Annotated in this window: 20 protein-coding genes and 1 riboswitch; of the genes, 16 read left to right on the top strand and 4 right to left on the bottom strand. The window is 62.0% G+C overall.

Features of this window, described 5'->3' with window-relative positions:
- Nucleotides 1-87: 87 nt before the first annotated feature.
- Nucleotides 88-1,377, top strand: coding sequence for an ATP-dependent Clp protease ATP-binding subunit ClpX (gene clpX / locus AC6CH8_RS13505; protein ID WP_026005788.1), 1,290 nt, complete (start codon nt 88-90; stop codon nt 1,375-1,377).
- Between the two features lie 109 nt (nt 1,378-1,486).
- Nucleotides 1,487-2,101: a mycothiol-dependent nitroreductase Rv2466c family protein gene (locus AC6CH8_RS13510; protein ID WP_498191206.1), complete on the top strand. Its 615-nt coding sequence runs from the start codon at nt 1,487-1,489 to the stop codon at nt 2,099-2,101.
- A 10-nt stretch (nt 2,102-2,111) separates the two neighbouring features.
- Here AC6CH8_RS13510 and AC6CH8_RS13515 read toward each other — a convergent pair whose 3' ends face one another.
- Complete coding sequence (locus AC6CH8_RS13515; protein ID WP_498191063.1) at nt 2,112-2,987, bottom strand: Fpg/Nei family DNA glycosylase; 876 nt, start codon at nt 2,985-2,987, stop codon at nt 2,112-2,114.
- Between the two features lie 339 nt (nt 2,988-3,326).
- Nucleotides 3,327-5,948, bottom strand: coding sequence for a valine--tRNA ligase (gene valS / locus AC6CH8_RS13520; RefSeq protein WP_498191065.1), 2,622 nt, complete (start codon nt 5,946-5,948; stop codon nt 3,327-3,329).
- Between the two features lie 72 nt (nt 5,949-6,020).
- On the opposite strand from valS, the gene AC6CH8_RS13525 reads away from it, so the two are divergent.
- Complete coding sequence (locus AC6CH8_RS13525; protein WP_498191067.1) at nt 6,021-6,812, top strand: SDR family oxidoreductase; 792 nt, start codon at nt 6,021-6,023, stop codon at nt 6,810-6,812.
- 5 nt (nt 6,813-6,817) lie between these two features.
- On the opposite strand, the gene AC6CH8_RS13530 is transcribed toward AC6CH8_RS13525, so the two are convergent.
- Nucleotides 6,818-7,879, bottom strand: a complete 1,062-nt coding sequence (locus AC6CH8_RS13530; protein ID WP_498191069.1) for an endonuclease/exonuclease/phosphatase family protein — start codon at nt 7,877-7,879, stop codon at nt 6,818-6,820.
- 329 nt (nt 7,880-8,208) lie between these two features.
- Between AC6CH8_RS13530 and ileS the strand changes: the two genes are divergently transcribed.
- Genes ileS through ndk form a run of 4 tightly spaced genes read left to right on the top strand, consistent with a single transcriptional unit; the run spans nt 8,209 to nt 13,776 of the window.
- Nucleotides 8,209-11,496, top strand: coding sequence for an isoleucine--tRNA ligase (ileS, locus tag AC6CH8_RS13535; RefSeq protein WP_498191071.1), 3,288 nt, complete (start codon nt 8,209-8,211; stop codon nt 11,494-11,496).
- Between the two features lie 3 nt (nt 11,497-11,499).
- Nucleotides 11,500-12,861, top strand: a complete 1,362-nt coding sequence (locus tag AC6CH8_RS13540) for a bifunctional folylpolyglutamate synthase/dihydrofolate synthase (RefSeq protein WP_091467963.1) — start codon at nt 11,500-11,502, stop codon at nt 12,859-12,861.
- Between the two features lies 1 nt (nt 12,862).
- A complete protein-coding gene (locus AC6CH8_RS13545) occupies nt 12,863-13,315 on the top strand; it encodes a DUF4233 domain-containing protein (RefSeq protein ID WP_498191073.1) in 453 nt (150 codons plus the stop codon).
- Between the two features lie 41 nt (nt 13,316-13,356).
- Nucleotides 13,357-13,776, top strand: a complete 420-nt coding sequence (gene ndk, locus AC6CH8_RS13550) for a nucleoside-diphosphate kinase (protein ID WP_014922034.1) — start codon at nt 13,357-13,359, stop codon at nt 13,774-13,776.
- 79 nt (nt 13,777-13,855) lie between these two features.
- Here ndk and AC6CH8_RS13555 read toward each other — a convergent pair whose 3' ends face one another.
- The gene (locus tag AC6CH8_RS13555) at nt 13,856-14,524 is read right to left on the bottom strand and encodes a vitamin K epoxide reductase family protein (RefSeq protein WP_420178252.1); all 669 of its coding nucleotides are present in this window, start codon (nt 14,522-14,524) and stop codon (nt 13,856-13,858) included.
- 471 nt (nt 14,525-14,995) lie between these two features.
- Between AC6CH8_RS13555 and AC6CH8_RS13560 the strand changes: the two genes are divergently transcribed.
- From AC6CH8_RS13560 to nadD, 9 genes are all read left to right on the top strand, one after another.
- Nucleotides 14,996-18,214 (top strand): Rne/Rng family ribonuclease, encoded by a 3,219-nt coding sequence (locus AC6CH8_RS13560; protein ID WP_498191075.1) that lies wholly within the window; start codon nt 14,996-14,998, stop codon nt 18,212-18,214.
- A 166-nt stretch (nt 18,215-18,380) separates the two neighbouring features.
- Nucleotides 18,381-18,479, top strand: a riboswitch (TPP riboswitch).
- Nucleotides 18,470-20,020, top strand: a complete 1,551-nt coding sequence (gene thiD, locus AC6CH8_RS13565) for a bifunctional hydroxymethylpyrimidine kinase/phosphomethylpyrimidine kinase (protein ID WP_498191077.1) — start codon at nt 18,470-18,472, stop codon at nt 20,018-20,020. Its footprint overlaps the riboswitch before it by 10 nt.
- Nucleotides 20,021-20,395: 375 nt before the next feature.
- Nucleotides 20,396-20,704, top strand: coding sequence for a 50S ribosomal protein L21 (gene rplU / locus AC6CH8_RS13570; RefSeq protein WP_024816904.1), 309 nt, complete (start codon nt 20,396-20,398; stop codon nt 20,702-20,704).
- Nucleotides 20,705-20,766: 62 nt separating this feature from the next.
- Nucleotides 20,767-21,030, top strand: coding sequence for a 50S ribosomal protein L27 (rpmA, locus tag AC6CH8_RS13575; RefSeq protein WP_003803426.1), 264 nt, complete (start codon nt 20,767-20,769; stop codon nt 21,028-21,030).
- A 154-nt stretch (nt 21,031-21,184) separates the two neighbouring features.
- Nucleotides 21,185-22,771 (top strand): GTPase ObgE, encoded by a 1,587-nt coding sequence (gene obgE, locus AC6CH8_RS13580; protein ID WP_091467951.1) that lies wholly within the window; start codon nt 21,185-21,187, stop codon nt 22,769-22,771.
- Nucleotides 22,761-23,942 (top strand): glutamate 5-kinase, encoded by a 1,182-nt coding sequence (proB, locus tag AC6CH8_RS13585; RefSeq protein ID WP_498191080.1) that lies wholly within the window; start codon nt 22,761-22,763, stop codon nt 23,940-23,942. Before obgE ends, proB begins: the two co-directional genes overlap by 11 nt.
- A complete protein-coding gene (locus AC6CH8_RS13590) occupies nt 23,939-25,300 on the top strand; it encodes a glutamate-5-semialdehyde dehydrogenase (protein WP_091467946.1) in 1,362 nt (453 codons plus the stop codon). The genes proB and AC6CH8_RS13590 overlap by 4 nt, the downstream gene beginning before the upstream one ends.
- An 82-nt stretch (nt 25,301-25,382) precedes the next feature.
- On the top strand, nt 25,383-25,622 hold the full coding sequence (locus AC6CH8_RS13595) for a hypothetical protein (protein WP_017200576.1): 240 nt from the start codon (nt 25,383-25,385) through the stop codon (nt 25,620-25,622).
- Between the two features lie 55 nt (nt 25,623-25,677).
- Nucleotides 25,678-26,298: a nicotinate-nucleotide adenylyltransferase gene (gene nadD / locus AC6CH8_RS13600; protein ID WP_011775039.1), complete on the top strand. Its 621-nt coding sequence runs from the start codon at nt 25,678-25,680 to the stop codon at nt 26,296-26,298.
- Nucleotides 26,299-26,303 lie beyond the last annotated feature (5 nt).

The raw sequence follows: 26,303 nt of genomic DNA on the forward strand, positions 1-26,303 counted from the left end.
TGTCACGGTGGTGCCAACCGCGGCGTGGCCGCACACCTGGGTACGGCGCGGAGCCGCATCACCCGTATGCAACGAAGGGATTCCCACATGGCTCGGATTGGCGAGAGCACGGATCTGCTGAAGTGTTCTTTCTGCGGAAAGAGCCAGAAGCAGGTACGGAAGCTGATTGCCGGGCCCGGTGTCTACATCTGCGATGAGTGCATCGAGCTTTGCAACGAGATCATCGAAGAGGAACTCGCTGAAGTCTCCGATCTCGGTAGTTTCGAGCTGCCCAAGCCTCGTGAGATCTTCGACTTCCTGCAGGAATACGTCATCGGCCAGGAACCCGCCAAGCGTTCCCTGGCGGTAGCGGTCTATAACCACTACAAGCGCATTCAGGCCGGTCACGCGCCCAAGGCGGGCAGCCTCGGCGAGGGTTCGCACCATGAGGATGTTGAGATCGCCAAGTCCAATATCCTGCTGATCGGGCCTACGGGTTGCGGCAAGACTTACTTGGCGCAGACACTGGCTCGTCGCCTTAATGTGCCGTTTGCCGTAGCTGACGCCACTGCGTTGACGGAAGCCGGCTATGTTGGGGAGGACGTCGAGAACATCCTGCTCAAGCTCATCCAGGCTGCTGACTACGACGTCAAGAAGGCCGAGCAAGGCATCATCTACATCGACGAGATCGACAAAATCTCCCGCAAGAGTGAGAACCCGTCGATCACCCGTGACGTCTCGGGCGAAGGTGTACAGCAAGCACTCTTGAAAATCCTGGAGGGCACAGTCGCCTCCGTTCCACCCCAGGGTGGCCGGAAGCACCCGCACCAGGAATTCATCCAGATCGACACCACCAATGTTCTCTTCATTGTGGCCGGCGCGTTCGCCGGGCTGGAAGACATCATCGGTTCGCGCTCCGGACGAAAGGGCATCGGCTTTGGTGCGCCGCTCAACGAGGCCCGGGACAACGTGGATACTTACGGCGAAGTCATGCCGGAGGATTTGCTCAAGTTCGGCCTCATCCCGGAATTCATCGGGCGGCTCCCTGTCATCACCACGGTGTCCAGCCTCGATCGGCCGGCGCTGATCCAGATCCTGTCTACCCCAAAGAACGCTTTGGTGAAGCAGTACCAGAAGATGTTCCAGTTGGACGGCGTAGAGCTGCAGTTCGACGACGACGCCTTGGACGCCATAGCGGACCAGGCCCTTGAACGTGGCACTGGTGCACGTGGCCTGCGGGCCATCATGGAAGATGTGCTGCTGCCCGTTATGTTCGATCTCCCCAGCAGGGATGACATCGCAACTGTGGTGATCACGGCGGACGTGGTGGCCAAGAAGGCCCAGCCCACCATGATCGCCCACGACGTCGTGGCCAAGCGCCGGAATAAGTCGGCTTAGCCTCCTGTTGGCCTAAACAAGACATGGTTCCGCTGGGACCTTGGTCATGCCACTTTCACACCTTTTAGAGGAGTTCCCTGTGCCCGAGCAGACTTCGACCGAACAGCTTATGTCCGAAGAGAACGTCAACAAGGCCGATTTCTGGTTCGACCCCGTATGCCCCTTCGCGTGGATCACGTCGCGCTGGATCGGCGAGGTGGAGCAGGTGCGGGGCATCGAGACCGAATGGCACGTCATGAGCCTCTCGGTGCTCAACGAGGACCGTGACCTTCCCGATAACTACCGGGCCATGATGGACGATAGCTGGGGGCCTGTTCGAGTGATCATCGCAGCCCAGGAGCTCCACGGCAGCAGGTACGTCAAGCCTTTGTATGACGCCATGGGGGAGCAGATCCACCACGAGGGTAACAAGGACCGGGCTTCGGTGATCCAGAAGGCCCTCGCCGACACCGGACTGCCCGCTGACCTGGCACGCTTTGCCGGATCAGATGAATACGATGCCCAGCTGCGCGCCAGCCACGAAGCCGGTATCTCGCTTGTGGGGCAAGACGTCGGAACTCCCGTGGTAGCCGTCAATGGCACGGCGTTCTTCGGTCCTGTCCTTACACGGATTCCCCGGGGCGAAGAAGCAGGAAAGCTCTGGGACGCCACGGTGACTTTGGCTGGCTACCCCCACTTCTTCGAGCTTAAGCGCAGCCGAACTGAAAGCCCTGAGTTCAACTAGCGGCGCAGCCCTACTTCAGAAACCGTGAGGTCCTGCGGTCGGCGAGGATCTTCCCGTTGGTCTGGCATGTAGGGCAATACTGAAGTGAGGTGTCCGCGAAGGACACCTCACGGACGGTATCTCCACATACAGGGCAAGGCTGGCCCGTCCTGGCATGCACCCGGAAATTGCTGCGCTTAGTGTCCTTGAGTTCGCTGGAAGGCTTGCCCGCAGCTGCGTTGACGGCGCCCACCAGAACTTCCTGCATGGCCTCATAGAGCCGGGCCACCGTTGCCTGGTCCAAGGACTTAGCGGTGGCAAAAGGTGAAATTTTCGCGGCGTGGAGAATCTCGTCGCTGTAGGCATTGCCGATTCCAGCGATCACGCTCTGGCTGCGGAGCAGACCTTTGATTTGTTGGGAACTTGAGCCGACGATTGCGGCCAACGCTTCGAGATCAAAATCGGGACTGAGGGGTTCTGGTCCAAGGGTTGCTATTCCCGGGACGTCCTGTGGATCTTTCACCACGTAGATGGCGAGGCTCTTTTTCGTTCCGGCTTCGGTCACGTCTACCCCGATGTGGGCATCGTCGGCGGGGCGGTGGAGTAAGAGTCGTGCTGAGATGTTGCTTTTGCCCAGGCGCAGCCCGGCCGAGGACGGGTGCTCGGTGTACCTGACCCAGCCGGCTTTCGCCAAGTGGAACACGAAGAACAGTCCGTCAGCGTCAACGCACACGAACTTCCCGATGCGCTTTGCGCCAAGTATGGTCCGGCCCTCAAGGGCTGTGTAGGGAGGGTCCGCCGTCTTGAGTGCAGAGATGGAGTTGATGCGGACCTCGGTCAGCACGGCTCCATGGAGTTGGGTGTCCAAGTACATGCACAGGCCGTGCACTTCGGGGAGTTCCGGCATGGTCAATACTCTGCCACAGGTAGCCATCTTCCGGCAGGAAAACTACAGGTTTGTAGTTCTTTCGAACCCCTTGTGCATCGTCCTCAGCGGGACAACAATGGTTCTTACCCACTTCGAAAGAAGAGGGACACGGAAACCAAAGATTCAGTGATTGCAACCAACGCAGCCTTTGGCAAAGTTGGAAGTAACCTACCAGTGATGAGGTAGGAAGACCTGAAATTCCAAGGATTCCGCCAGACTGTCAAGACATCACCAGACAGCCGAAAAGTCGAAGCCCCACCAACGGCAAAACGCTGATGGGGCTTCCCCTTTGCCCTAAAACAGGCGGCTCACTACTTACTAGGACGCAGGCTGTTCCTCGGCGGGCGCCAGGACAACATCGCTGACCGTCAGTTCGCCTTCACCGGACTGAAGAGTGATCTCCTGAGCGTTTGCGGCTGCCTTCAGGTCGCCAAGGCCGGCCTTCAGTTGGGCGACGAGCACTTCCGAAGCCGTAATGGATGCCGACAACACCTCGGTCCGCTGCTTCACCTTCGCCTCAGACTTGGCCTTCCGGATACCGCTGAGCGCTATCCCCACCGTGCCAAGCATCGTGGTGTCGCCATCGGTGATTTCCAAGGCTGCAGGCCACTGGGCACGGTGAACTGATCCTGTGCGCCACCAGCCCCAGACCTCTTCGGTTGCGAAGGGAAGGAACGGTGCAAACAGGCGCAGGAGCGAGTCCAGTGTTGTTGCCAGGGCTGCCAGGACGGATGCCTGCTCGGTTTCGCCGGCGGCACCGTAGGCACGGTCCTTGATGAGCTCCACGTAGTCGTCCGTGAATTGCCAGAAGAACGACTCAGTGATCTGGAGTGCGCGGGCGTAGTCGTAGTTCTCGAACGCCTTGGTGGACTGGGCAACGACGTCGGACAGCTGCGCCAACAGCGCACGATCCAAGGGGTTGGTAAGAACCGACAGGTCAGATGTCACCACTGAGTTCTCGGTGGCGCCGAGGTTCAGCACGAACTTCGAAGCGTTCAGCAATTTGATGGCCAGGCGGCGGCCGATCTTCATCTGGGCGATCTCGTAGGCCGTGTCAGCACCGAGCTTGGCCGAGGCTGCCCAATAGCGGACCGCGTCCGAACCGTACTCGTTCAGCACGTCCGTAGGCACAACAACGTTGCCCTTGGACTTGGACATCTTCTTGCGGTCCGGGTCCAGGATCCAGCCGGAGATGGCCGCGTGCTTCCACGGGGCGTTCTTCTGCAGGGCATCTGCGCGAACGGCAGAGGAGAACAGCCAGGTTCGGATGATGTCGTGTCCCTGTGGACGGAGGTCGAAGGGGTAGACCTTGGAGAACAATTCCTCGTCACGGCTCCACCCACCCACGATTTGCGGGGTCAGCGATGACGTTGCCCAGGTGTCCAGCACATCGGCGTCACCTGTGAAGCCGTTGGCCTGGTCGCGCTGGGATTCCTCGAAGCCGGGAGCAGCGTCTGCGGCCGGGTCCACGGGGAGCATCTCGTCCGAAGGCAGGATGGGGTTGTCGTAGTCCGGGTTGCCCTGGGCATCCAGCGGGTACCAGACAGGGATGGGCACGCCGAAGAAGCGCTGGCGGGATACGAGCCAGTCACCGTTCAGGCCCGCGATCCAGTTCTCATAACGGGAACGCATGAACGCTGGGTGGAAGGTGATTTCCTGCCCACGGCCGATCAGGCGTTCGCGGCGTTCCTCATCGCGCCCACCGTTGCGGATGTACCACTGACGGGAGGTAACAACCTCGAGGGGCTTGTCGCCCTTCTCGAAGAAGTTCACCGGGTGGGTGATCTTCTTTGGTTCGCCGTCCAGCAGCTCCGCTGCCTTGAGCAGTTCAACCACGGCTTCCTTGGCGGAGAACGCGGTCTTGCCGGCGATCGCAGCGTAGGCTTCCTTGCCGGCGTCGGTGGTGATCCATTCAGGGGTCTCGGCAATGATGCGGCCGTCGCGGCCCATGATGGCGCGGGTGGGCAACTGCAGTTCGCGCCACCAGGTGACGTCGGTCAGGTCACCAAAGGTACACACCATGGCGATGCCCGAACCCTTGTCAGCTTTGGCGAGCGGGTGTGCCTTAACCTCGAGCTCCACGTCGAACAGGGGCGACTTTACAGTCTTGCCGAAGAGCGGCTGGTACCGTTCGTCGTCGGGGTTCGCCACCAGGGCCGCGCAAGCAGCAAGAAGTTCCGGGCGCGTGGTTTCGATGAAGATCTTTTCGCCGTCTTCCGTGAAGAAGGGGTAGCGGTAGTAGGCGCCGGCAACTTCGCGGTCCTCAAGCTCGGCTTGGGCAACAGCGGTGCGGAACGTGACATCCCAGAGTGTGGGTGCTTCGGCCATGTACGCGTCACCGGCCGAGAGGTTCGCGAGGAAGGCACGCTGGGACACCGCACGCGAAGTGTCGTCAATGGTGCGGTAGGTGAGGTCCCAGTCCACCGACAAACCAAGGGTCTGGAACAGGTTCTCGAAGACCTTCTCGTCCTCAACGGCGAGTTCTTCACACAGTTCGATGAAGTTCTGGCGCGAAACGACGTCGAAATCGCGCTGGTTCTTGGCAGGCTGCGCCGGGGGCGTGTAGTCGGCCTTGTAGGGGATGGCGGGATCGCAACGCACACCGTAGTAGTTCTGGACGCGGCGCTCGGTGGGCAGGCCGTTGTCGTCCCATCCCATGGGGTAGAAGACGTTCTTGCCGGTCATGCGCATGTAGCGGGCCTGGACGTCAGTCTGGGTGAAGGAGAACATGTGGCCCACGTGGAGCGAGCCGGATGCCGTGGGCGGGGGAGTGTCGATCGAGTAGACCTGCTCCCGGGTGGTGTCCGGGTTGAACTTGTAGGTTCCTTCCTTCAGCCAGCGCTGCGTCAAGGCAGCCTCGAGGCCTTCAAGGGCCGGCTTGTCGGGAACGTTGATGGGGGCGGTGGCGGGCGTGTCTGTACCCTGCGTTGATTCAGCCATGGGTCAATTGTTTCATGGCCTGGCGTTACCGCCCGCCCTCCGTGCAGCCGGCACCCCCGATAAGGTGGTGCCATGACTTTGGCTGCGCACAATACGCCTTCAGGACAGAATGTAGACAACAACAAGACGGCAGTCGTAACCGGTGCGAGTACCGGCATCGGCGAGGCCACGGTGAAGGCACTGGCTACCACCGGATGGAAGGTCTTCGCAGTGGCCCGCCGGGCGGACAGGCTGGACGCCTTGGGAGCCGAAACCGGCGCCGTGCCGTTCCCGGCTGACATCACGGACGACGACGACGTCTCGGCCTTGCTCGCGGCCGTCACCAAAGCCGGGGGTGCCGACACGCTCATCAACATCGCCGGTGGGGCACGCGGCGCGGACACCATCGCGAACGCTGACACTGAAGACTGGGATTGGATGTACCAGGTGAACGTCCTGGGCACCATGAAAATCACCCGGGCCTTCCTGCCCATGCTGCGGGACAACGGCGAGGGAACCGTCCTCAACCTCACGTCCACGGCAGGGCTGTCCGCCTATGAAGGCGGCGCGGGCTACAACGCAGCCAAATTTGCCCAGCATGCCATGACCAATGCCTTGCGCCTGGAAGAGGTGGGCAACAACATCCGGGTCATCGAGGTTGCCCCGGGCTTGGTGCAGACGGAGGAGTTCGCCCTGAACCGCCTCGGTGACAAAGACGCAGCCGCCAAGGTCTATGCCGGTGTGGAGAAGCCCCTGACCGCCGATGACGTGGCAGGCGTCGTGGCGTACTCAGTCTCTTTGCCGCACCACATCAACCTCGACCAGATCGTCATCCGCCCGGTGGCCCAGGCGGCGAACCACAAGCTTGTCCGCAAAGAAGGCTGAGACGCTCAACCAGCTGGAATGATCAGCCTGGCCATGATTGCCGCGTGGTCCGAACCGGGAACCCGATGGACGGCGTAGTCGCTGCTGCTGATCCCTGTCGAGGTGACCATGTGATCGATCACGATGCCCGGAAGCAGTGGCCCTTCCATGGGCCAGGTGGGGGAGAACCGCGCACCAGCGGCCATCCCGACGTCGACGAGCTTTTTGCCGTCCGGAGTATCAGCCTGCGGCCCCCCACCCAACGCGGTGTCCAGCAAAGCCCGGAATTCGGAGTGATCGTACGTGGCGTTGTAGTCACCCATCAGCAGGTGATTCCCGGATTCTGATGCTTGGCGGGCGATCTTGCCGAGGTCGCTCCGCCATTGGTCAATCCGCTCATCCACCGGTGGGAGGGCGTGCACGTTGCTGAGGTTCAAGGAGGCCTTGGCACCGGACTCCGGGTGTGAGACGAGTACTCGCGTGACGTCAATCCGGAAGGGCGTGTCAGGCAGGAGGCCGTCGGGCTCAAGCGGGAACACCGAATACACGGCGCCGCCGGATGCGTCGTCATTGGGTTCACTGACCCGGTTGGGCAGTACATCCTCCATGCCCGCGGAGGTTAGGCGATCCTCGAGTCCCTGCGTATGTTCCTGGATGGTCAGCAGCTGAATCCCGTTGTCCCGGACCAAATTCACGATGGTGGCGGCGTCCGCCTCTCCGTATTCGGAGTTGAGGCTCATCACTCTCAAAGGGATTGTTGCAGTACCGGCAGGCAAAGAATCCGGCTTTCCGGCGTCCAACGGGAACAGCCAGAACAACTGGGCCGCCAACAGGACCGCCGTCGTGATGATGACCCAACGCCGCCGCCCTACCAAGGCAAGCACCAGGGCAAGCGCCGCCGGCAGAACCATCCACGGGGTGAAGGACAACAGCTGCACCACGATCAAGGGCCACTCCGCGGGGATCGCGCGGAACATCGATACCCCCGCCACGGGCAGCGCAGCAAGCAACGCCATCACCGACCACGCCAAAGAAGCGTGGCGCGGCGCAGGGCGGGTTTCCATCACGGCAGTCCCGGGGTGTGTCATGGGCTTGAGTCTATGCATCGCCCAGCGAACCGGACTCCATCCACAGGATGAACTCACAAGTAGAGCGGGGCCCTCCGCTGCCGCTAGACTTGGAAGAGCAGCTTTGACCCGGCCATCACCGGTGAGCTTCCGGAAGAACAGCACTGACCACCTGCAAAGGTGGCAAGCGCCCAGTAGAACCGGACGGGTAAGCCCGTCACAGCAGTAATGAGAGGCCGGAACTTCGCGTTCCGGTAAGTGAGGTGGTACCGCGGTACCTGCGCAGCCGACAGGCAGCACAGAAGCCGTCCTCGCATCCTGACAGTCAACCAGCTATCACAGGATATGAGATGACCCACTACCCCAAGGCCTCAGCGTCTTCGTCCGGCACGCACGGCGTGTCCGCTTCCGTGAAGTTCCCGGAAATCGAAGAGCGCATCCTCAAATACTGGGACGAAGACGGCACCTTCCAAGCCAGCATCGACCAACGTGATGCAGGCAAGGACGGCAGCAACGAGTTCGTCTTCTACGATGGCCCTCCCTTCGCCAACGGACTCCCGCACTATGGCCACCTCCTGACCGGCTACGCCAAGGACCTTGTGGGCCGCTACCAGACCCAGCGTGGCAAGCGCGTAGAGCGCCGCTTCGGCTGGGACACCCATGGCCTCCCGGCAGAGCTCGAAGCCATGAAGCAACTGGGCATGACGGACAAGACCCAGATCGAAGCCATGGGCATCGACAAATTCAACGACGCCTGCCGCGCTTCGGTCATGAAGTACGCCAACGAGTGGAAGGCCTACGTCACCCGCCAGGCACGCTGGGTGGACTTCGAGAACGACTACAAGACGCTCAACGTCGAGTACATGGAGTCGGTGCTCTGGGCCTTCAAACAGCTGCACGAGAAGGGGCTCACCTACAACGGCTACCGCGTCCTCCCATACTGCTGGAAGGACGAGACACCGCTGTCCAACCACGAACTCCGCATGGACGACGACGTCTACAAGAACCGCCAGGACCAAACGGTCACTGTAACGTTCCCCGTCAAGGCAGGGGAGTCCGAGCTCTCCAAGGCACTCGCCGGTGTTCAGGCACTCGCCTGGACCACCACGCCCTGGACGTTGCCCACCAACCTGGCGCTCGCCGTCGGGCCGGACATCTCTTACGCAGTCCTGCCCGCCGGACCCAACGGCGTCAAGGCCGCTTCAGCTGAAGCGCCCGTCACGGGCAGTTTCCTGCTGGCAGCTGACCTTGTGGGGGCGTACGCCAAGGATCTGGGGTACGACGACGCTGCTGCCGCGGCTGCCGCTGTCGTGTCCACTCACTCCGGCACCGAGTTGGCCGGTCTTGAGTACGAACCGCTCTGGAACGACTTTGCCGATGCTGAGAAGTACGGCACGCAGAACGCATGGCGTTTCCTCGTGGCCGACTACGTCACCACCACCGACGGTACGGGCATCGTCCACCAGGCTCCGGCCTACGGTGAGGATGACCAGAAGGTCTGTGAAGACGCCGGCATCCCCGTGGTCCTGTCCGTCGACGAAGGCGCCAAGTTCCTGCCGCTGTTCGCGCACGGCGAGCTGGCCCCGATCGTCGGCCTCCAGGTCTTCGACGCCAACAAGCCCATCACCCAGGTGCTCCGTGCCGATGGCCGCTTGGTCCGCCAAGCCAGCTACGAGCACAGCTACCCGCACTGCTGGCGCTGCCGGAACCCGCTGATCTACCGTGCCGTGTCGTCCTGGTACGTGGAAGTCACCAAGTTCAAGGACCGTATGTCCGAGCTGAACCAGGAGATCAACTGGATCCCGGGCAACGTCAAGGACGGCCAGTTCGGCAAATGGCTGGATAACGCCCGCGACTGGTCCATCAGCCGCAACCGGTATTGGGGTTCGCCCATCCCCGTGTGGCAGTCTGATGACCCCGAATACCCGCGCACCGACGTCTACGGTTCCCTGGCCGATCTCGAAGCCGACTTCGGCCGTCTTCCGATGAACAATGAGGGGCAGGTAGACCTGCACCGGCCGTTCATCGATGAACTGACGCGTCCCAACCCGGACGATCCCACGGGTAAGTCCACCATGCGCCGCGTCGAAGACGTCCTGGACGTCTGGTTCGACTCCGGTTCCATGCCGTACGGCCAGGTGCACTACCCGTTCCAGAACGAGGAGTGGTTCGACACCCACAATCCGGCGGACTTCATCGTCGAGTACATCGGACAGACCCGCGGCTGGTTCTACATGCTGCACATCCTGTCCACCGCACTGTTTGACCGTCCTGCGTTCCGAAATGTGATCAGTCACGGCATCGTGCTGGGCTCTGACGGCCAGAAGATGTCCAAGAGCCTGCGCAATTACCCCGACGTGTCCGAGGTCCTGGATCGCGACGGTTCCGACGCCATGCGCTGGTTCCTCATGTCCAGCCCCATCCTGCGCGGCGGCAACCTTGTGGTCACCGAGCAGGGCATCCGCGACGGCGTACGCCAGGTCATCCTGCCGCTGTGGAACGTTTACAGCTTCTTCACGCTGTACACCAACGCTGCTAATGGCGGCTCGGGCTACGAGGCGAAGCTGCGCTACGACGGCTACGCCGACACCCTCGACCAGTACCTCCTGGCCAACACCGGGGACCTGGTCCGCAATGTCACCGCAAGCCTGGACAGCTATGACATCTCCGGTGCCTGCGATGAGCTGCGCAGCTACCTGGACATGCTCACCAACTGGTACGTGCGCCGCAGCCGCCAGCGCTTCTTCGATGAAAGCGTTGACGCCTTTGACGCGCTTTACACCGCGCTCGAAGCGGTGTGCCGTGTATCGGCGTCCTTGCTGCCGCTGGTGACGGAAGAGATCTGGCGTGGGCTGACCGGTGGCCGCTCTGTTCACCTCGCCGACTGGCCTGACGCTTCGCTGTTCCCGTCCAACCCGCACTTGGTTGAAGCAATGGACCGCGTCCAGCAAATCTGCTCCACCGGCTCAAGCCTCCGGAAGGCAGCAAACCTGCGCGTCCGCTTGCCGTTGCAGGAGTTGACCGTGGTGGCACCTGGTGCAGATGCGCTGGAAGGCTTTGCCGCCGTCGTCGCCGATGAACTGAACCTGCGTTCCGTCCGGCTCCTGGACGCTGCAACTGCCTCGCCTGAGGAGTTCGGCATTGAGCAGAAGCTCGTGGTCAACGCCCGGGCCGCGGGTCCGCGCCTTGGCAAGAACGTGCAGCAGGCCATCAAGGGATCCAAGTCCGGCGATTGGTCTGTCAATGACTCCGGCGTGGTGGTGGCCGGTGGCTTGGAGCTCGAGCCCCAGGAATACACGCTTGAAACTGTCGTGGCAGAAACGGCCGACGGCGGTAGCTCGGCAGTAGCTGTCCTGCCGGGCGGCGGTTTCGTTGTCCTCAACACCGAGGTCACTCCTGAACTTGCAGCCGAGGGACTGGCCCGCGACATGGTCCGCGCCATCCAGCAGGCGCGCAAGGACGCAGGACTGAACGTCAGCGACCGCATCCGCACTTCCGTGGAGGCCGCACAGGATGTGGTTGACGCCCTGGAAGCCAACTCGGAACTCGTCAAGACCGAAACTCTGACGTTGGAACTGGAGGTTCTGTTGGCCAGTGTCGACGAACCGCAGGTCACCGTCGCAAAGGCAGGGGCCTGATCCATGACTGACGAATTCTCGGTTGAAAGTGTCTACGCCGAACTTCTGGGCCGTGCCCCGGAAAACAAGATGGAACCTCGCCTGGCTCCGCTGTTCCGGGCGATGGATGTGCTGGGGGAGCCGAACAAGGCCTTCCCGATCATCCACATCACCGGCACCAACGGCAAAACGTCCACGGCACGCATGATCGAGGCCGGTCTGCGTGCCCACGGCCTGAGCACGGGCCGTTACACCAGCCCGCACCTGTCCAAAGTGACTGAGCGCATCAGCATTGACGGAGAGCCTGTACCGGATGCGACGTTCGTGCGTATCTGGGACGAAATTCGCCCCTACCTGGAGATCGTGGACAGCGAGCTCGTTGCCGAAGACCAGCCGCGACTGACCTACTTCGAGTGCCTGACTATTCTTGGCTTCGCGGTGTTCGCTGATCAGCCTGTTGATGTTGCCGTCATGGAAGTCGGCTTGGGAGGCATCACCGATGCCACCAACGTTGGCGATGGCCAAGTCTCAGTCATCACACCGATTTCGCTGGACCACACGGATCTTCTGGGTGACACCACCGAGGACATCGCCTACGAGAAATCCGGCATCATCAAACCGGGCGGCTTCCTGGTCAGTGCAGCTCAACCCGTTGACGCTGCGCAGGTCCTGTTGGAGAAAGCCCGTGAAGTTGACGTGCCGTTCCGATTTGAGGGCGTCGAATTCGGTGTCGAGTCCCGCAGCGTCGCTGTGGGCGGCCAGGTCCTGACCATTCAGGGTCTCGCCGGCCGCTACGAAGACCTGCTGCTGCCACTGCATGGTGCCCACCAAGCCGAAAATGCCGCCGTAGCCGTCGCGGCTTTGGAAGCGTTCTTCGGTGGGGGAGAGAAAGAGCTCGATGCCGAGGTGCTCAAAGAAGCCTTTGGCAACGTGACTTCGCCCGGCAGGCTGGAAGTTGTGCGCACTGCGCCCACAGTTGTGGTGGATGCTGCACACAACCCGGACGGCATCCGCGTCTCGTCGGAAGCCATCCAGGAGGCCTTCAGCTTCAGCAAGCTGGTGGTTGTGGTTGGCGTTCTTCGGGAGAAGGACGCCGAGGAGATCCTCAAGACCCTCAAGGAATCACTGGGTGGCCTGGCCGAGGAATTCTGCTTCACCCAATCCAACTCGGCGCGTGCCGTTCCGGCAGCGGAACTGGCCGAACTCGCCGTCGACCTCGGCTTCGGCGAGGACAACGTCCACATCGCGGAGAAGCTGGACGACGCCCTGGAATGGGCTGTGGAGCGCGCCGAATCCAACGATGACCTGGCCGGCGGTGTCCTGGTAACAGGTTCCATCACTGTGGTCGCCGAGGCGCGGATCCTGCTCGGAAAGGCGAGTGCGTAGCATGGCGAAAATGACCAAGGCGCAGCGTGAATGGCGGCCCGGCATGCCCAAGAAGCGCCGATCCACCAAGGTGATGTTCGCGTCTACCGTGCTCCTGCTTGAAGCCTTCGTCGCGTTCTTCGGCACGTTGGCAGTCTTCGGCCTGAGGCGTGGAGAAGTTGACCCCGGCATCATTCTTGGGGTTGGCATCGCACTGACGGTGGTGCTGGTGTTGGCGTGCGCCGTACTGTCCAAGCCATGGGGCATCGGGGTTGGCTGGGCACTGCAGCTTGTGCTGATCCTGACGGGCTTCGCCGAGCCCACCATGTTCATTGTGGGGATCCTGTTTGCCATCTGCTGGTGGTACGGGATCAGGGCCGGTATGCGGATTGACCGCGAGGTGGCCCAGCGCGACCGCGAGCAGGCGGAATGGGATGCAGCGCACGGTGACCAGACTGGCCCGCAAACCCCGTAAACTGGCTGGGAAAACCACCAAACAACCACATTGGAGCAACTGTGAGCATTGAACGGACACTTGTCCTGGTCAAGCCCGACGGCGTCGCCCGCAACCTGGGTGGAAGCATCCTCGCACGGATCGAAGCCAAGGGCTACACCCTGGCGGAGTTGAAGAAGGTCAACGCGACCCGCGAGCTGCTGGAGCAGCACTACGAGGAACACGTTGGCAAGCCGTTCTACGAGCCGCTGGTTGAGTTCATGCTCAGCGGACCGGTTATCGCTGCAGTCTTCGAAGGCCACCGCGTGATCGAAGGCTTCCGCTCGCTGGCCGGAACAACGGATCCGACGACGGCGGCACCGGGCACCATCCGCGGCGACTTCGGCCGCGACTGGGGCCTGGCAGTCCAGCAGAACCTCGTTCACGGCTCAGATTCAGTCGACTCCGCAGAGCGTGAGATCAAGATCTGGTTCGAGGGCTAAACACCCCCGCCGAGATAACAGTTAAGGCCAATGTTCTTCGTGAACATTGGCCTTAACTGTTATCTCGCGAGTGGTGGTTCTACGCTGTGGACGCCACGAAGAGGTGGATGAACGAGAAGAAGATCGTGGCGATCACGGCGATGTACAGCAGGGCAACGATGATCCATCCCGATCCGGACAAAAGCTTGACCAGTGCCGGCGGCGCCTTGATGACCCCGCTGGTGACGTTGCGGATGGTTACCCAGACAAACAGGGGGATCATGGCGGCCCACACCACCATGCAGAACGGGCACAGCACGTGAATGACGTAGAGTGCCTGCGACCATAGCCACACAACGAACGCGAAACCAAGGGTCACACCGGTTTGCAGGCCCAGCCAGTAGCCCCGTGAATACCTGGCTCCCGCAAGAATGCCCATGGCTGTAGTGATGATGACAGCGAAGGCAACGATGCCGATGAACATGTTGGGAAAGCCGAACACCGAGCTTTGCGGTGTCTGCATCACTTCACCGCAGGAGACAAACGGATTTACATCGCACACTGTCACGTGGTTGGGATCCTTGAGGACCTCAAGTTTCTCCAGCACCAGGATTCCGGAAGCCAGCCAGCCAACGACGCCGGTGATCAACAGCAGCCACGCGAAAGGCTTGTCACGGACCGTGTTGGGGAGGGAATCCTGCTGGGTGGACATGTCCTCCACATGGCTTGTGGCTTTGTTGGCCAGGTTTTCCCTGGCGGTGCTTGGCATCGCGGATGTGATCCTTTTCGACAAATGGCCCGGCAAGCCGGGAAGGGCTCTTGGGAGGATTGTAACTCCGAAGGCTGGGCGCCGGCCCCAGCTTGTGCACGGAGCTCCACGACACAGCGACCTACCCTGGGAATGTGCAGGGGTGTGAGAGAATGAACATGGCCGGGAGTCGATCCACATTCGAATTCCGGTCCGGTGACTTTGTTCCCAAGACCGCCAGTATGAGCTGGGCATGCCCGGATCGTGTGATCCTCGGTAGGCCCGCCATGACAATGGACGGCACCTGGTTGTGGCAGCAGAACAACGGGTTTCAGAATAAAGCCGCCGGCCTTCCAGGGCTGCCGCACCCCAATGCTGGTGCGAACCGGAAGGCATACTGCCGACTTCTGTCAACGCCTGCGGGTTTTGACAATATTTGCTCCACTGGGCGCCGGATGTGGCGGCGTCGCTGGGGCAGGAGTGTTGCCACATATGGATAATGACCAGGTTGTAGCCGTTAATGACGAGGCAGCTCCCGCGGAAACTGCGGAAGCGCCCAAGAAAGCCACCAGGACCCGGCGCAAGGCAGCGCCCAAAGTCGCCGCTGACGTAGAGGCACCTGCGGCCGAGGCCCCCGCCTCGGAAGCCGCCCCTGAGGCCGCCGCAGCACCAGTGCGTCGCACGCGTTCCCGCAAGAAGGCAGAGCCCGCCGAAACCCTGCCCGGTTTGGACGACGAAGCCACTGCTGTGGGCGAAGACGCCGCTGCCGCCCCGGCAGCTGCCGAAGCCAAGCCCGAAGCGGCCGCTGAGCCGGCCCCCGAAAAGCCGGTCCGCCGTCGTCGTGTTACCAAGCCCAAAACTGAAGCAATAGAGGCGCCGGTTGCCGCGGAAGCCGCGCAAGAAACCACGACGCCGGAAAAAGGCTCCCAGCCGGAAGTACCGGTCGCTGAGGTAGCCACCGATGCTGCTGCCCAAAACCCGGAAGCGGAAGCCACCGCGGACGAAGCTGCCGAAGAAGCTGCCCCTGCAACGTCCACCTCCCTGTTCATGGAGCCGGTTTCCATCACCTCCATGATCTTCCAGGCCCCGGACCTCACCACAGTTCCCCGCGTCGCCGCGGTGGAAGAGAAGGCTGAGGAGCCCGAAGAAGAAACCGAAACTACCACTGAAGGCGAGCTGGAAGACGCAGGTAGTCGCCGGCGTCGCAGGAGCCGCGGCCGCCGTGGCCGCCGTGGAACCGAGCGGGACGAGAACGAGACCGATGACGGCACCGAGTCCGAGGACGAGGAAGCGCCGGTAGTAGAAGCCCTCGAAGAAGGTGTCACGTCTCGGCGCAGGCGTCGTCGCCGCCGTGGAGACCAGGATCTTGAACTGACCGGCGGCTCGGATGATGACCCGCCCAACACAGTCACCCGTGTCCGCGCGCCGCGCCCCATCACGGAGACAGCACCCTCCAACCGCGTTACCGGCGTCAAGGGCTCCACCAGGCTGGAGGCCAAGAAGCAGCGCCGACGCGAGTCCCGTGAAACCGGACGCCGCCGCCAGGTCATCACCGAGGCTGAGTTCCTTGCCCGCCGCGAGTCGGTGGACCGCCAGATGATCGTCCGCCAGCGCGACGACAGAATACAGATTGGTGTCCTGGAAGACGGTGTGCTTGCTGAGCACTTCGTGTCCAAGACCCAGCAGGACTCCCTGATCGGCAACGTGTACTTGGGCAAGGTCCAGAACGTGCTGCCGTCCATGGAAGCTGCGTTCGTGGACATCGGACGGGGCCGTAACGCGGTCCTGTACGCCGGTGAAGTCAACTGGGACGCAGTCAACCTTGAAGGCCAGCCGCGCCGGATCGAGAACGCCCTGAAGTCCGGCGACTCCGTCCTGGTCCAGGTCACCAAGGACCCCGTGGGACACAAGGGTGCCCGCCTTACCAGCCAGATCTCCTTGCCGGGCCGCTACCTGGTGTACGTACCCGGTGGTTCCATGACCGGCATCTCACGCAAGCTGCCCGACGTCGAGCGCAACCGCCTCAAGCGCATCCTGAAGGACCGCCTGCCGGAGAACGCCGGTGTCATTGTTCGCACAGCAGCCGAGGGCGCTTCGGAGGAAGAGCTCACCCACGACATCAACCGTCTGCGTGCGCAGTGGGAAGGCATCGAAGGACAGGCCTCGTCCACCAAGGTCCTGGCTCCGGAACTGCTCTACGGCGAACCTGACCTCACCATCAAGGTGGTCCGTGACGTCTTCAACGAGGACTTCTCCAAACTGATCGTCTCCGGCGACGACGCCTGGGACACCATCGAGGCTTACGTGACATACGTTGCCCCTGATCTGGTGGGCCGCCTCGAAAAGTGGACCAAGGATCAGGACATCTTCGCCGCCTGGCGCATTGATGAGCAGATCCACAAGGCCCTGGAGCGGAAGGTCTTCCTGCCGTCCGGCGGTTCGTTGGTCATCGACCGCACCGAGGCCATGACTGTGGTGGACGTCAACACCGGCAAGTTCACCGGCAGTGGCGGAAACCTTGAAGAAACCGTCACCAAGAACAACCTGGAAGCGGCCGAAGAAGTTGTTCGCCAGCTTCGTCTGCGCGATATCGGCGGCATTATCGTCATTGACTTCATTGACATGGTCCTTGAATCCAACCGCGACCTCGTCCTCCGCCGCATGGTGGAGTGCCTCGGCCGGGACCGCACCAAGCACCAGGTGGCCGAAGTAACGTCGCTGGGCCTGGTCCAGATGACGCGCAAGCGCATGGGTACCGGCCTCCTTGAGGTCTTCGGTGAGCAGTGCGAGCACTGCGCTGGCCGAGGTGTCGTCACGCACGACGAGCCCGTTGAGCACCGACGCGCCAACGTGGTGGCTGCTGAACATCACCGCCCGCATACGGAAGCGCAGCAGCCTGCTGCGCGGACCGAACGCAAACGCCGCCGCGGCAAGGGCGGGGGACCGGCTGTTGCCGAAGCTCCCGCGCAGGTCCACACCACCACGTCCGCCCCGGCCGCAGCATCCACCACGGCTGAACCGCAGGATCCTGCCCGGATAGCCAAAGCCGAGGCAACCAGGGCCGCCCTGGCGACGATTGCCGCTGCAGCGCACGCCGCACACCTGCACGACGACGAAGTTCACCGTGCAGAGGAGGAAGCGCGGGCGGCAGGCCGGCACGAGCCGGACGCAAGCCCTACAGCCGGCACCGCCGCCAGTAGTGAAGCAGGCAGCGGCGAAGCAGGGACTTCAGCCCGCGATGCTGCAAGCAGGGAAGCAGCAGTCCAGGAAGCAAGATCTACTCCCGTGCTGCGCTTCGGCGGGGAAGAAGTTGCCTTGCCGTTCGTTGAGCACCACGAGGAACCGCAGGCAGCCAAGCCTGCCATGAGCCTGGATCTGCTGGCCGAAGCGTTTTCGCACCTCGGTGCGGCTCCGGCACCCGAGCAGGAAGCCGCTCCGGTTGCAGCCCCGAAGGCTGCTTCTCCGGCAAGGACTGCTGAGGAAGACCCCGAGGCTGCTTCAGCCTCGCGTGGTCGTCGTGGTCGCCGTAACCGGAGTGCCAGCAGGGCCCAGGGCGCGGCCAATGAAACCAGCGTTGAACACCATGAGGCGACAGCGTCGGCCACCCGGGGTTCGGCCCACGAGGCCAAGGCGCCTGTGGAACCGGCCAAGAAGGCACCAAAAGATGAGCCCATCATCCTCGGCGTTGGAGTTCCTGCTTCCGAGCTCTAATCGCGGCGAATAAGTTGAAGAGGGCCCTGCGCTATCTGCCAAACGGCGGGTAGTGCGGGGTCCTTTTGCGTCCGCTCGGCAAGCCAAGCACAGGCTACGTTCAGAGTCACATCCGGGCGTCGGTGTGGCCCGGTTCCCGCGGCGCGTTGCTTCCCGGCTACGCTTGGGGACTGACACGGGGTGCCGGGCGTTGGGCCAGGCTGAGATCCAAACCCGTTGAACCTGTCCGGTTAGCACCGGCGAAGGGATGTCCTCATGACTGCATCATCACATTCATCGGTGTACCCCCTCGACGCTCCGGCTTCGGGCCGTCCAACCCCGCGCATTCTGAGCATTGCCGGCTCGGACCCTTCAGGTGGTGCCGGAATCCAGGCGGACCTGAAGAGCATCGCCGCTTTTGGCGGGTATGGCATGGCTGCCATCACGGCCCTCACCGCGCAAAACACCAGGGAGGTCAGTGCCGTCCACGTCCCTCCCGCGCACTTCCTGCGTCAGCAACTGGAAGCCATTAGTGCCGACATCACCATTGACGCCGTCAAGATCGGAATGCTCGGCGACGCAGCCGTCATCAACGAGGTCCGGGGCTGGCTCGAAGAGGTGAGTCCCGCCGTCGTGGTCCTTGATCCGGTGATGGTGGCCACCAGTGGTGACCGGCTGCTGCGGGAGTCTGCTGAGAAGGCATTGCGTTCGCTGCTGCCTTTGGCCCACCTCATTACGCCGAACCTTCCTGAACTGGCCATGTTGCTGGGGGAGCCCGAGGCAACTGACTGGGCTTCGGCGCTGGACCAGGGCAAACGGCTGGCAGCGGAGTACGGAAACACGGTCCTGGTCAAGGGTGGCCACCTGCCAGGGCCGGAGTGCCCGGATGCGCTGGTGAACACGAGCGGGCTGCTGTCTCAGGACGTGGTCGCAGTGGCAGGTCCCCGGGTTGCAACGCGGAATAGCCACGGTACCGGGTGCTCTCTGTCTTCCGCCTTGGCCACAGTCCAGGCACGAACCGGTGACTGGGAAGTTTCATTGCGGGAAGTCAAGCCGTGGTTGCTAGGGGCATTGCAGGCCTCTGACAGCCTGCACGTGGGTCAAGGCAACGGGCCCGTGAACCACTTCCACCACTTCCAGCAGGCATCCACGCCGGGCGCTTTCGCTGCGGCGATGTGGAACGAAGCCGTCCCCGAACTCGAAGCGATTTACGGGCTCCCGTTTATTCAAGGACTTCAATCCGGCGAGCTGCCGGAACGTGACTTCAATTACTACCTTGCCCAGGACGCCATCTATCTCAATGGGTATTCGAGGGTCCTGGCACGTGCGGGCGCCTTGGCGCCCACGGAGGAAGAACAACTGTTCTGGGCAAAGGCATCACAGCAGTGCCTGGAGGTTGAATCGGAGTTGCACAGGAACTGGTTGAGCACGCGCGAAGCCTCCACGGCAACCGGACCGGTTACCAAGTCCTACGTGGACCATTTACTGGCAACATCCGCCGCCGGCAGCTACGCCGTGGTGCTGGCGGCGATCCTGCCCTGTTATTGGTTGTACGCGGAGGTGGGTCAGCAGCTTCATACGGCATACGTAGACGCCGGCGCGCCGGCGGACCACGCATATGCGGACTGGTTGAAGACCTATGCCGACGAGGATTTCGCGGCGGCAACGCGGAAAGCGATCAACTTCACTGCTGCCGCGGCCGTCGCGGCTTCCGGCACGGAGCGGACTGCGATGATGGATGCTTTCACTCAGTCCTGCCGCTACGAGACGGCGTTTTTCGATGCTCCCAGGCTGTTTGCCCAGGCTTCGTTCACGCGCGCTCAGTAGCTTTCCGGGCACGCACTTGAGGCCAATTGCGGCGACACGTCCGCGCGTCGCTGGCCGGATCGCGTTAATCTCGCTCAAACCCTGTAGGCTGTATGGGCACGGTGCCGGGAGAGTCCGTTACAACTGGTGATGCAAGTCACGAGGTAGCCTCCGGACCCGGCCTCATTTGCAGCTGAAGGTCAAACTAGCGTAATCTTGATCTTCGGTGCTTACGCCAACACTTGGGTTATGCCCCTTGGAATTGTTCATGGGATGACTCGCGGACTTCGATTCAGAAGTCCACGGCGTTGAGGCACAGCGCGAACCAGGGCTGATTCCGGTTCAAGGTTCCGCACGCAAATTTTGTAATAAACGTCGAGAGAAGTGAGTACCCAAGTGGTGTACGCGATTGTCCGCGCAGGCGGCCGCCAAGAAAAAGTTTCCGTTGGAGACTACGTAACGCTGAACCGCGTCCCCGGTGGAGCCGGTAGCACGCTTGAGCTGCCCGCATTGCTCCTGGTTGACGGCGAGAAGGTCACCTCCGCAGCTGCGGAACTGGCCAACGTCAAGGTCACGGCTGAGATCCTCGAGGACCTCCGTGGTCCGAAGATCGTCATCCAGAAGTTCAAGAACAAGACCGGCTACCGGAAGCGTCAGGGTCACCGTCAGGAACTGACCAAGATCAAGATCACCAGCATCGCGTAACTTTCGTTACCCGCTGTTCAGGTTTTTCAGTTTCCCCAGAAATTTAGAGGCAGGCATTTCACATGGCACACAAAAAAGGCGCGAGTTCCACTCGCAACGGTCGTGACTCCAACGCTCAGTACCTGGGCGTCAAGCGTTTCGGTGGTCAGGTAGTTTCCGCTGGCGAGATCATCGTTCGCCAGCGTGGAACCCACTTCCACCCCGGTGCAGGCGTCGGTCGCGGTGGCGACGACACCCTGTTCGCACTGCAGGCCGGTGCGGTTGAGTTTGGTACTCGCCGCGGCCGTCGCGTAGTGAACATTGTTGCTGCTGCAGCTGCAGAGTAACTACAAGTTCTGAACCGGTGGAGCGGGCCAAACGGCCCGCTCCACCGTTCTTTTAACCGCATTACAATCGACTAGGGCGCTTTAGCGCACTGGTTTTTGCAACAACGCTGGGAACAGCAACAAGCGCTGTAAGACAGCAACTGAGGAGATTCACGTGGCGAGCTTTGTAGACCGGGTAGTCCTGCACGTATCCGGCGGAACCGGCGGCCACGGCTGTGTCTCTGTCAAGCGGGAAAAGTTCAAGCCGCTCGGCGGCCCCGACGGCGGCAACGGCGGCAACGGCGGCGATGTCATCCTGCGCGTATCCGCCCAGACCACAACCCTGCTTGATTACCACCACGCTCCCCACCGCCACGCCACCAACGGTGGCCCCGGCATGGGTGACTGGCGTGGCGGCAAGAACGGTGAAACCCTGATTCTTCCCGTGCCCGATGGCACCGTGGTCAAGACCAAGGACGGCGACGTTCTGGCCGACCTCGTCGGCGAGGGTGCTGAGTACATTGCAGCTGCCGGCGGCCAGGGCGGCCTCGGCAACGCATCCCTTTCATCGCAGAAGCGTCGGGCTCCGGGCTTTGCCCTGCTTGGTATCGAAGGTGAATCCAGCGATATCGTCCTGGAACTGAAGTCCATCGCAGATATCGCCCTTGTTGGTTTCCCTTCTGCCGGTAAGTCGAGCCTCATTGCAGCCATGTCTGCTGCCCGGCCCAAGATTGCCGACTACCCGTTTACTACCCTCATTCCCAACCTCGGCGTGGTGCAGGCCGGCGATGTCCGCTTCACTATCGCCGACGTTCCCGGCCTGATCGAGGGCGCCAGCGAAGGCAAGGGCCTGGGCCACAACTTCCTGCGTCACGTAGAGCGTTGTGCTGCACTGGTTCACGTCCTTGATTGCGGAACCCTTGAATCTGACCGGGATCCTCTTTCCGACCTCGCCATCATCGAGGCCGAACTTGAGAAGTATGCAGTTGACATGAGCTACGCCGGTGTTGACGGTGAAGTGGTGCCCCTTAACGAGCGCCCGAAGCTGGTAGTCCTCAACAAGGTGGATCTTCCTGACGGCAAGGACATGGCCGAGTTCGTCCGTCCTGACCTCGAAGCGCGTGGCTACCGCGTTTTTGAGGTATCTGCAACGAGCCACGAGGGTTTGCGTCAGCTCGGCTTTGCCATGGCTGAGATCGTCCAGGCAGCCCGTGACGCCGTTCAGGCCACGCCTCCCAAGGTGACTGCTCCCGTCCTCAGGCCGCGCGCCGTCAACGAGTCGGGCTTCAAGATCCGCCGCGAGGAGAAAAACCTCGAGCCGCTGTTCCGCGTCCTGGGCGAAAAGCCCGTGCGCTGGGTCAAGCAAACCGACTTCACCAACGAGGAAGCGATTGGCTACCTCGCCGACCGCCTCGCCAAGCTCGGTGTTGAAACCGAGCTCTTCAAGGTTGGCGCCAAGCCCGGCGACACCGTGGTTATCGGTGAAGACGACGGCGTGGTGTTCGATTGGGAGCCCACCATGATGGCCGGCGCCGAGCTCCTGGCGACGCCACGCGGAACCGACATTCGCGTCGCGGACATCGGCGACCGCCCCACGCGTTCACAAAAGCGCGACGAGCAGATCGAGCGCCGCGAAGCCAAGGCTGCCGCGAGGGCTGAGCTTGAAGCTGAACGCAAGGCTGGCATCTGGACTGAATCCGTCAGTGGTCGCCGTGCCCAGGCAGTGAAGGAAAGCCACCTGGATTCCGGTGATGACGACTAAGACTGTCGACGCTCCGGACATAGCTGAGGGACTTGAGCGCCAAGCCCTTGCCACCGCCAAGCGGATTGTTGTCAAAGTGGGGTCGTCCTCACTGACCAGCATCAAGGGGGGCATCTCCGAAAAGTCCCTCACGGGGCTCGTCAATGCCTTGGCTGAAAAGCGCAATGCGGGGACAGAGATCATCCTGGTGTCCTCGGGTGCCATCGCTGCCGGGCTTGCCCCTTTAGGCCTGGCCAAGCGACCCAAGGACCTCGCCACGCAGCAAGCTGCCGCCAGTGTGGGGCAGGGACTCCTGATGGCACGGTATACCCAGGCTTTCAGCGCCCACGGTGTAACAGTCAGCCAGGTCCTGTTGACCGCCGATGACCTGATGCGCCGGACGCAGCACACTAATGCCTTCCGGGCATTGGACAGGCTGCTAAACCTTGGTGTCGTTCCGGTAGTTAATGAGAACGACACCGTGGCCACGCATGAAATCCGTTTCGGTGACAACGATCGTCTCGCTGCCTTGGTGGCCCACTTGGTTCGCGCCGATGCGCTCGTGCTGCTGTCCGACGTCGACGCCCTCTACGACGGCCCGCCGTCCCAGGGCGCCCAGCGTATTCCTCTGGTCCGTGGTCCGCAGGACCTCGAGGACGTGACCATAGGCAAGGCGGGCAAAGCCGGCGTCGGAACCGGCGGCATGATGACCAAGGTGGAAGCAGCGTCCATCGCTGCCGGTTCGGGTATACATGCCCTGGTCACGTCCACGGCCAATGCTGCTGCGGCTTTGGCTGGCGAGGACGTTGGAACGTGGTTTGCCGTTAACGGCAATCGCAAGCCGGTCCGACTCCTCTGGCTGGCACACCTGGCCACCGTTCACGGCCGTTTAATACTCGACGACGGCGCCGTGAAGGCCGTGCGCGACCGGCACAGGTCACTCCTTCCCGCAGGCATTTCGGACCTTAGCGGTGATTTCGAAGCAGGAGATCCCGTCGAGATGGTTGCCCATGACGGAACCGTGGTGGCACGCGGCCTGGTGAACTACTCTTCGGAGGAACTCCCACGCATGTTGGGCCGTACAACGCAGGAGCTCGGCCAGGCCATGGGTCGCGGCTATGACCGCGAAGTTGTTCATGTTGACGATCTGGTGCTCCTGAGGGCGTCGCGCTCATCTAAACTTGGAGCATGACTGAAGCGCTGACCCCTGACGCCCCTGTGATCTCCGACGTATCCGGTACCACCGGCCAGACGCCGGAGAACCCCGCGGCAGGCGTCCCGTTGTCACCGGAAGATGTCCAGGCAGCTGTTCACGCCATCGCGGACCGTTCCCGTAAAGCTGCACGCCGCATGGGACAGGCCAACCGTGCATGGAAGGACCGCGCGTTGCGTGCCATCGGAACTGCCTTGGTGGAGAACCGGAAGCGCGTGCTGGAGGCCAACGCCAAGGATGTAGCCCTGGGCCGTGCCAACGGTACGTCAGCGGCTTTGCTGGACCGTTTGACCCTGACTCCTGCCCGCATCGACGGTTTGGTCGCTGCCTTGGAGAACCTGGCTGGCTTGCCCGATCCCGTGGGAAACGTGGTCCGCGGACAAACACTGCCCAATGGACTGCGCTTGCGCCAAGTGAACGTCCCGATGGGTGTTGTCGCCGCCATTTATGAGGCCCGTCCGAACGTTACGGTGGATATCGCAGGCCTGGCATTGAAAAGCGGGAACGCAGTAATCCTCAGGGGAGGTTCCGCCGCTGCGAACACCAACGAGGCACTGGTTCAGATCCTTCGCGAAGCGCTGGATTCAGTCGGCCTGCCCGCGGATGCCGTGCAGACTGTGGACCAGTACGGTCGCGAAGGAGCCAACGTACTGATGCGTGCCCGCGGCCGGGTGGATGTCCTGATTCCCCGCGGTGGACGGGATCTCATCCAGACTGTTGTGACCAACTCCGCTGTACCTGTCATCGAAACCGGCGAAGGCAATGTCCATATCTTCATTGACGAGTCCGCGAATGAAGAGATGGCTGTGGAAATCCTCCTCAACGCCAAAACGCAACGCCCCAGCGTCTGCAACACAGTTGAAACCCTGCTGGTGCACTCCGGCGCCACTGTGCTGCCTGCTGTTGCCAAAGCACTGCGTTCAGCCGGCGTCACCCTCCACGTTGATGAGCGGATCGCTTCTGCCTTGGGCAAGGACGTTGAAACCGTTCCCGCCGACGATGACGATTGGGCCACCGAATACATGGACCTTGATCTCGCGGTTGCCATGGTGGACAGCCTGGATGAAGCGGTCAACCACATCCGCACCTGGACCACCGGTCACACGGAAGCGATCCTCACCAACAACCTGGCCAACGCTGAGAAGTTCATTGCGGACATTGACTCTGCTGCCGTGATCGTCAATGCCTCCACCCGGTTCACTGACGGAGGGGAGCTCGGCCTCGGAGCCGAAGTGGGTATTTCCACCCAGAAGTTGCACGCCCGGGGTCCCATGGGCCTCACGGAGCTGACCACCACCAAGTGGATCGTCCAGGGCGAGGGCCAGATCCGCGCCTAGCAACGCGGTAACATAGAACAGAAGTCCGGAACGGTGGGGAGTCCCGCCGTCGAAAATCCTTTGAGAACCAATAGGGGAGAAGATGCTGTTTCAGCAGATCGCCACGTCCATTGCCGCCCAAACTGAAGGCGGCCACGAGGAACTCGCTCCACTGTGGGCCGAGCCGTGGGTTTTCGGCGTCGTGATGTTCGCCCTCATGCTGGTTCTCCTGTTCGTTACCCTCTCCTACACCAACCTCGGCAACCGTCACGAGGCCGTTGAAGAGCACGCCGATCCGCACCGCCAGCACCCGAACAAGCACACCCACGGCCAAGGCCACTAACATTATCGCCGCAACACCGCGTGGGGAGGCGGGGCGCAGGCTCCGGCTGGGCGTGATGGGTGGAACATTTGATCCCATTCATCACGGCCACCTTGTGGCTGCCAGCGAAGTCGCAGCCAAGTTCGGCCTTGACGAAGTGGTTTTCGTGCCCACCGGCCAGCCTTGGCAGAAGTCACACAAGCTGGTCAGCAGGCCTGAACACCGCTACCTGATGACCGTCATCGCCACGGCCTCCAATCCAAGGTTCACAGTAAGCCGTGTGGATGTTGATCGGCCGGGGCCGACGTTCACTATCGACACCCTCCGCGATCTCCGTGCAGAGCGTCCTGACGCTGACCTGTTCTTCATCACGGGTGCAGATGCCTTGGCGCAGATCCTTTCGTGGAAGGACGTTGACGAATTGTGGTCCTTGGCCCATTTCGTCGGCGTGACCCGTCCCGGCCATGAACTGCACGACATGGGCAGGGACGACGTCAGCCTGTTGGAAGTTCCCGCCATGGCCATCTCCTCCACGGATTGCCGGACCCGCGTTGGGGCCGGAAATCCTGTCTGGTACCTCGTGCCTGATGGAGTTGTGCAGTACATCGCAAAATATGGACTGTATGCGGCGCCGGCGAACGCAGCGGATCTGACACCAGCACTGTCCGGATCAGACGACCAAGCACGTACTGAATGAGTTTT

The organism is Paenarthrobacter sp. GQ52, from assembly GCF_059759005.1.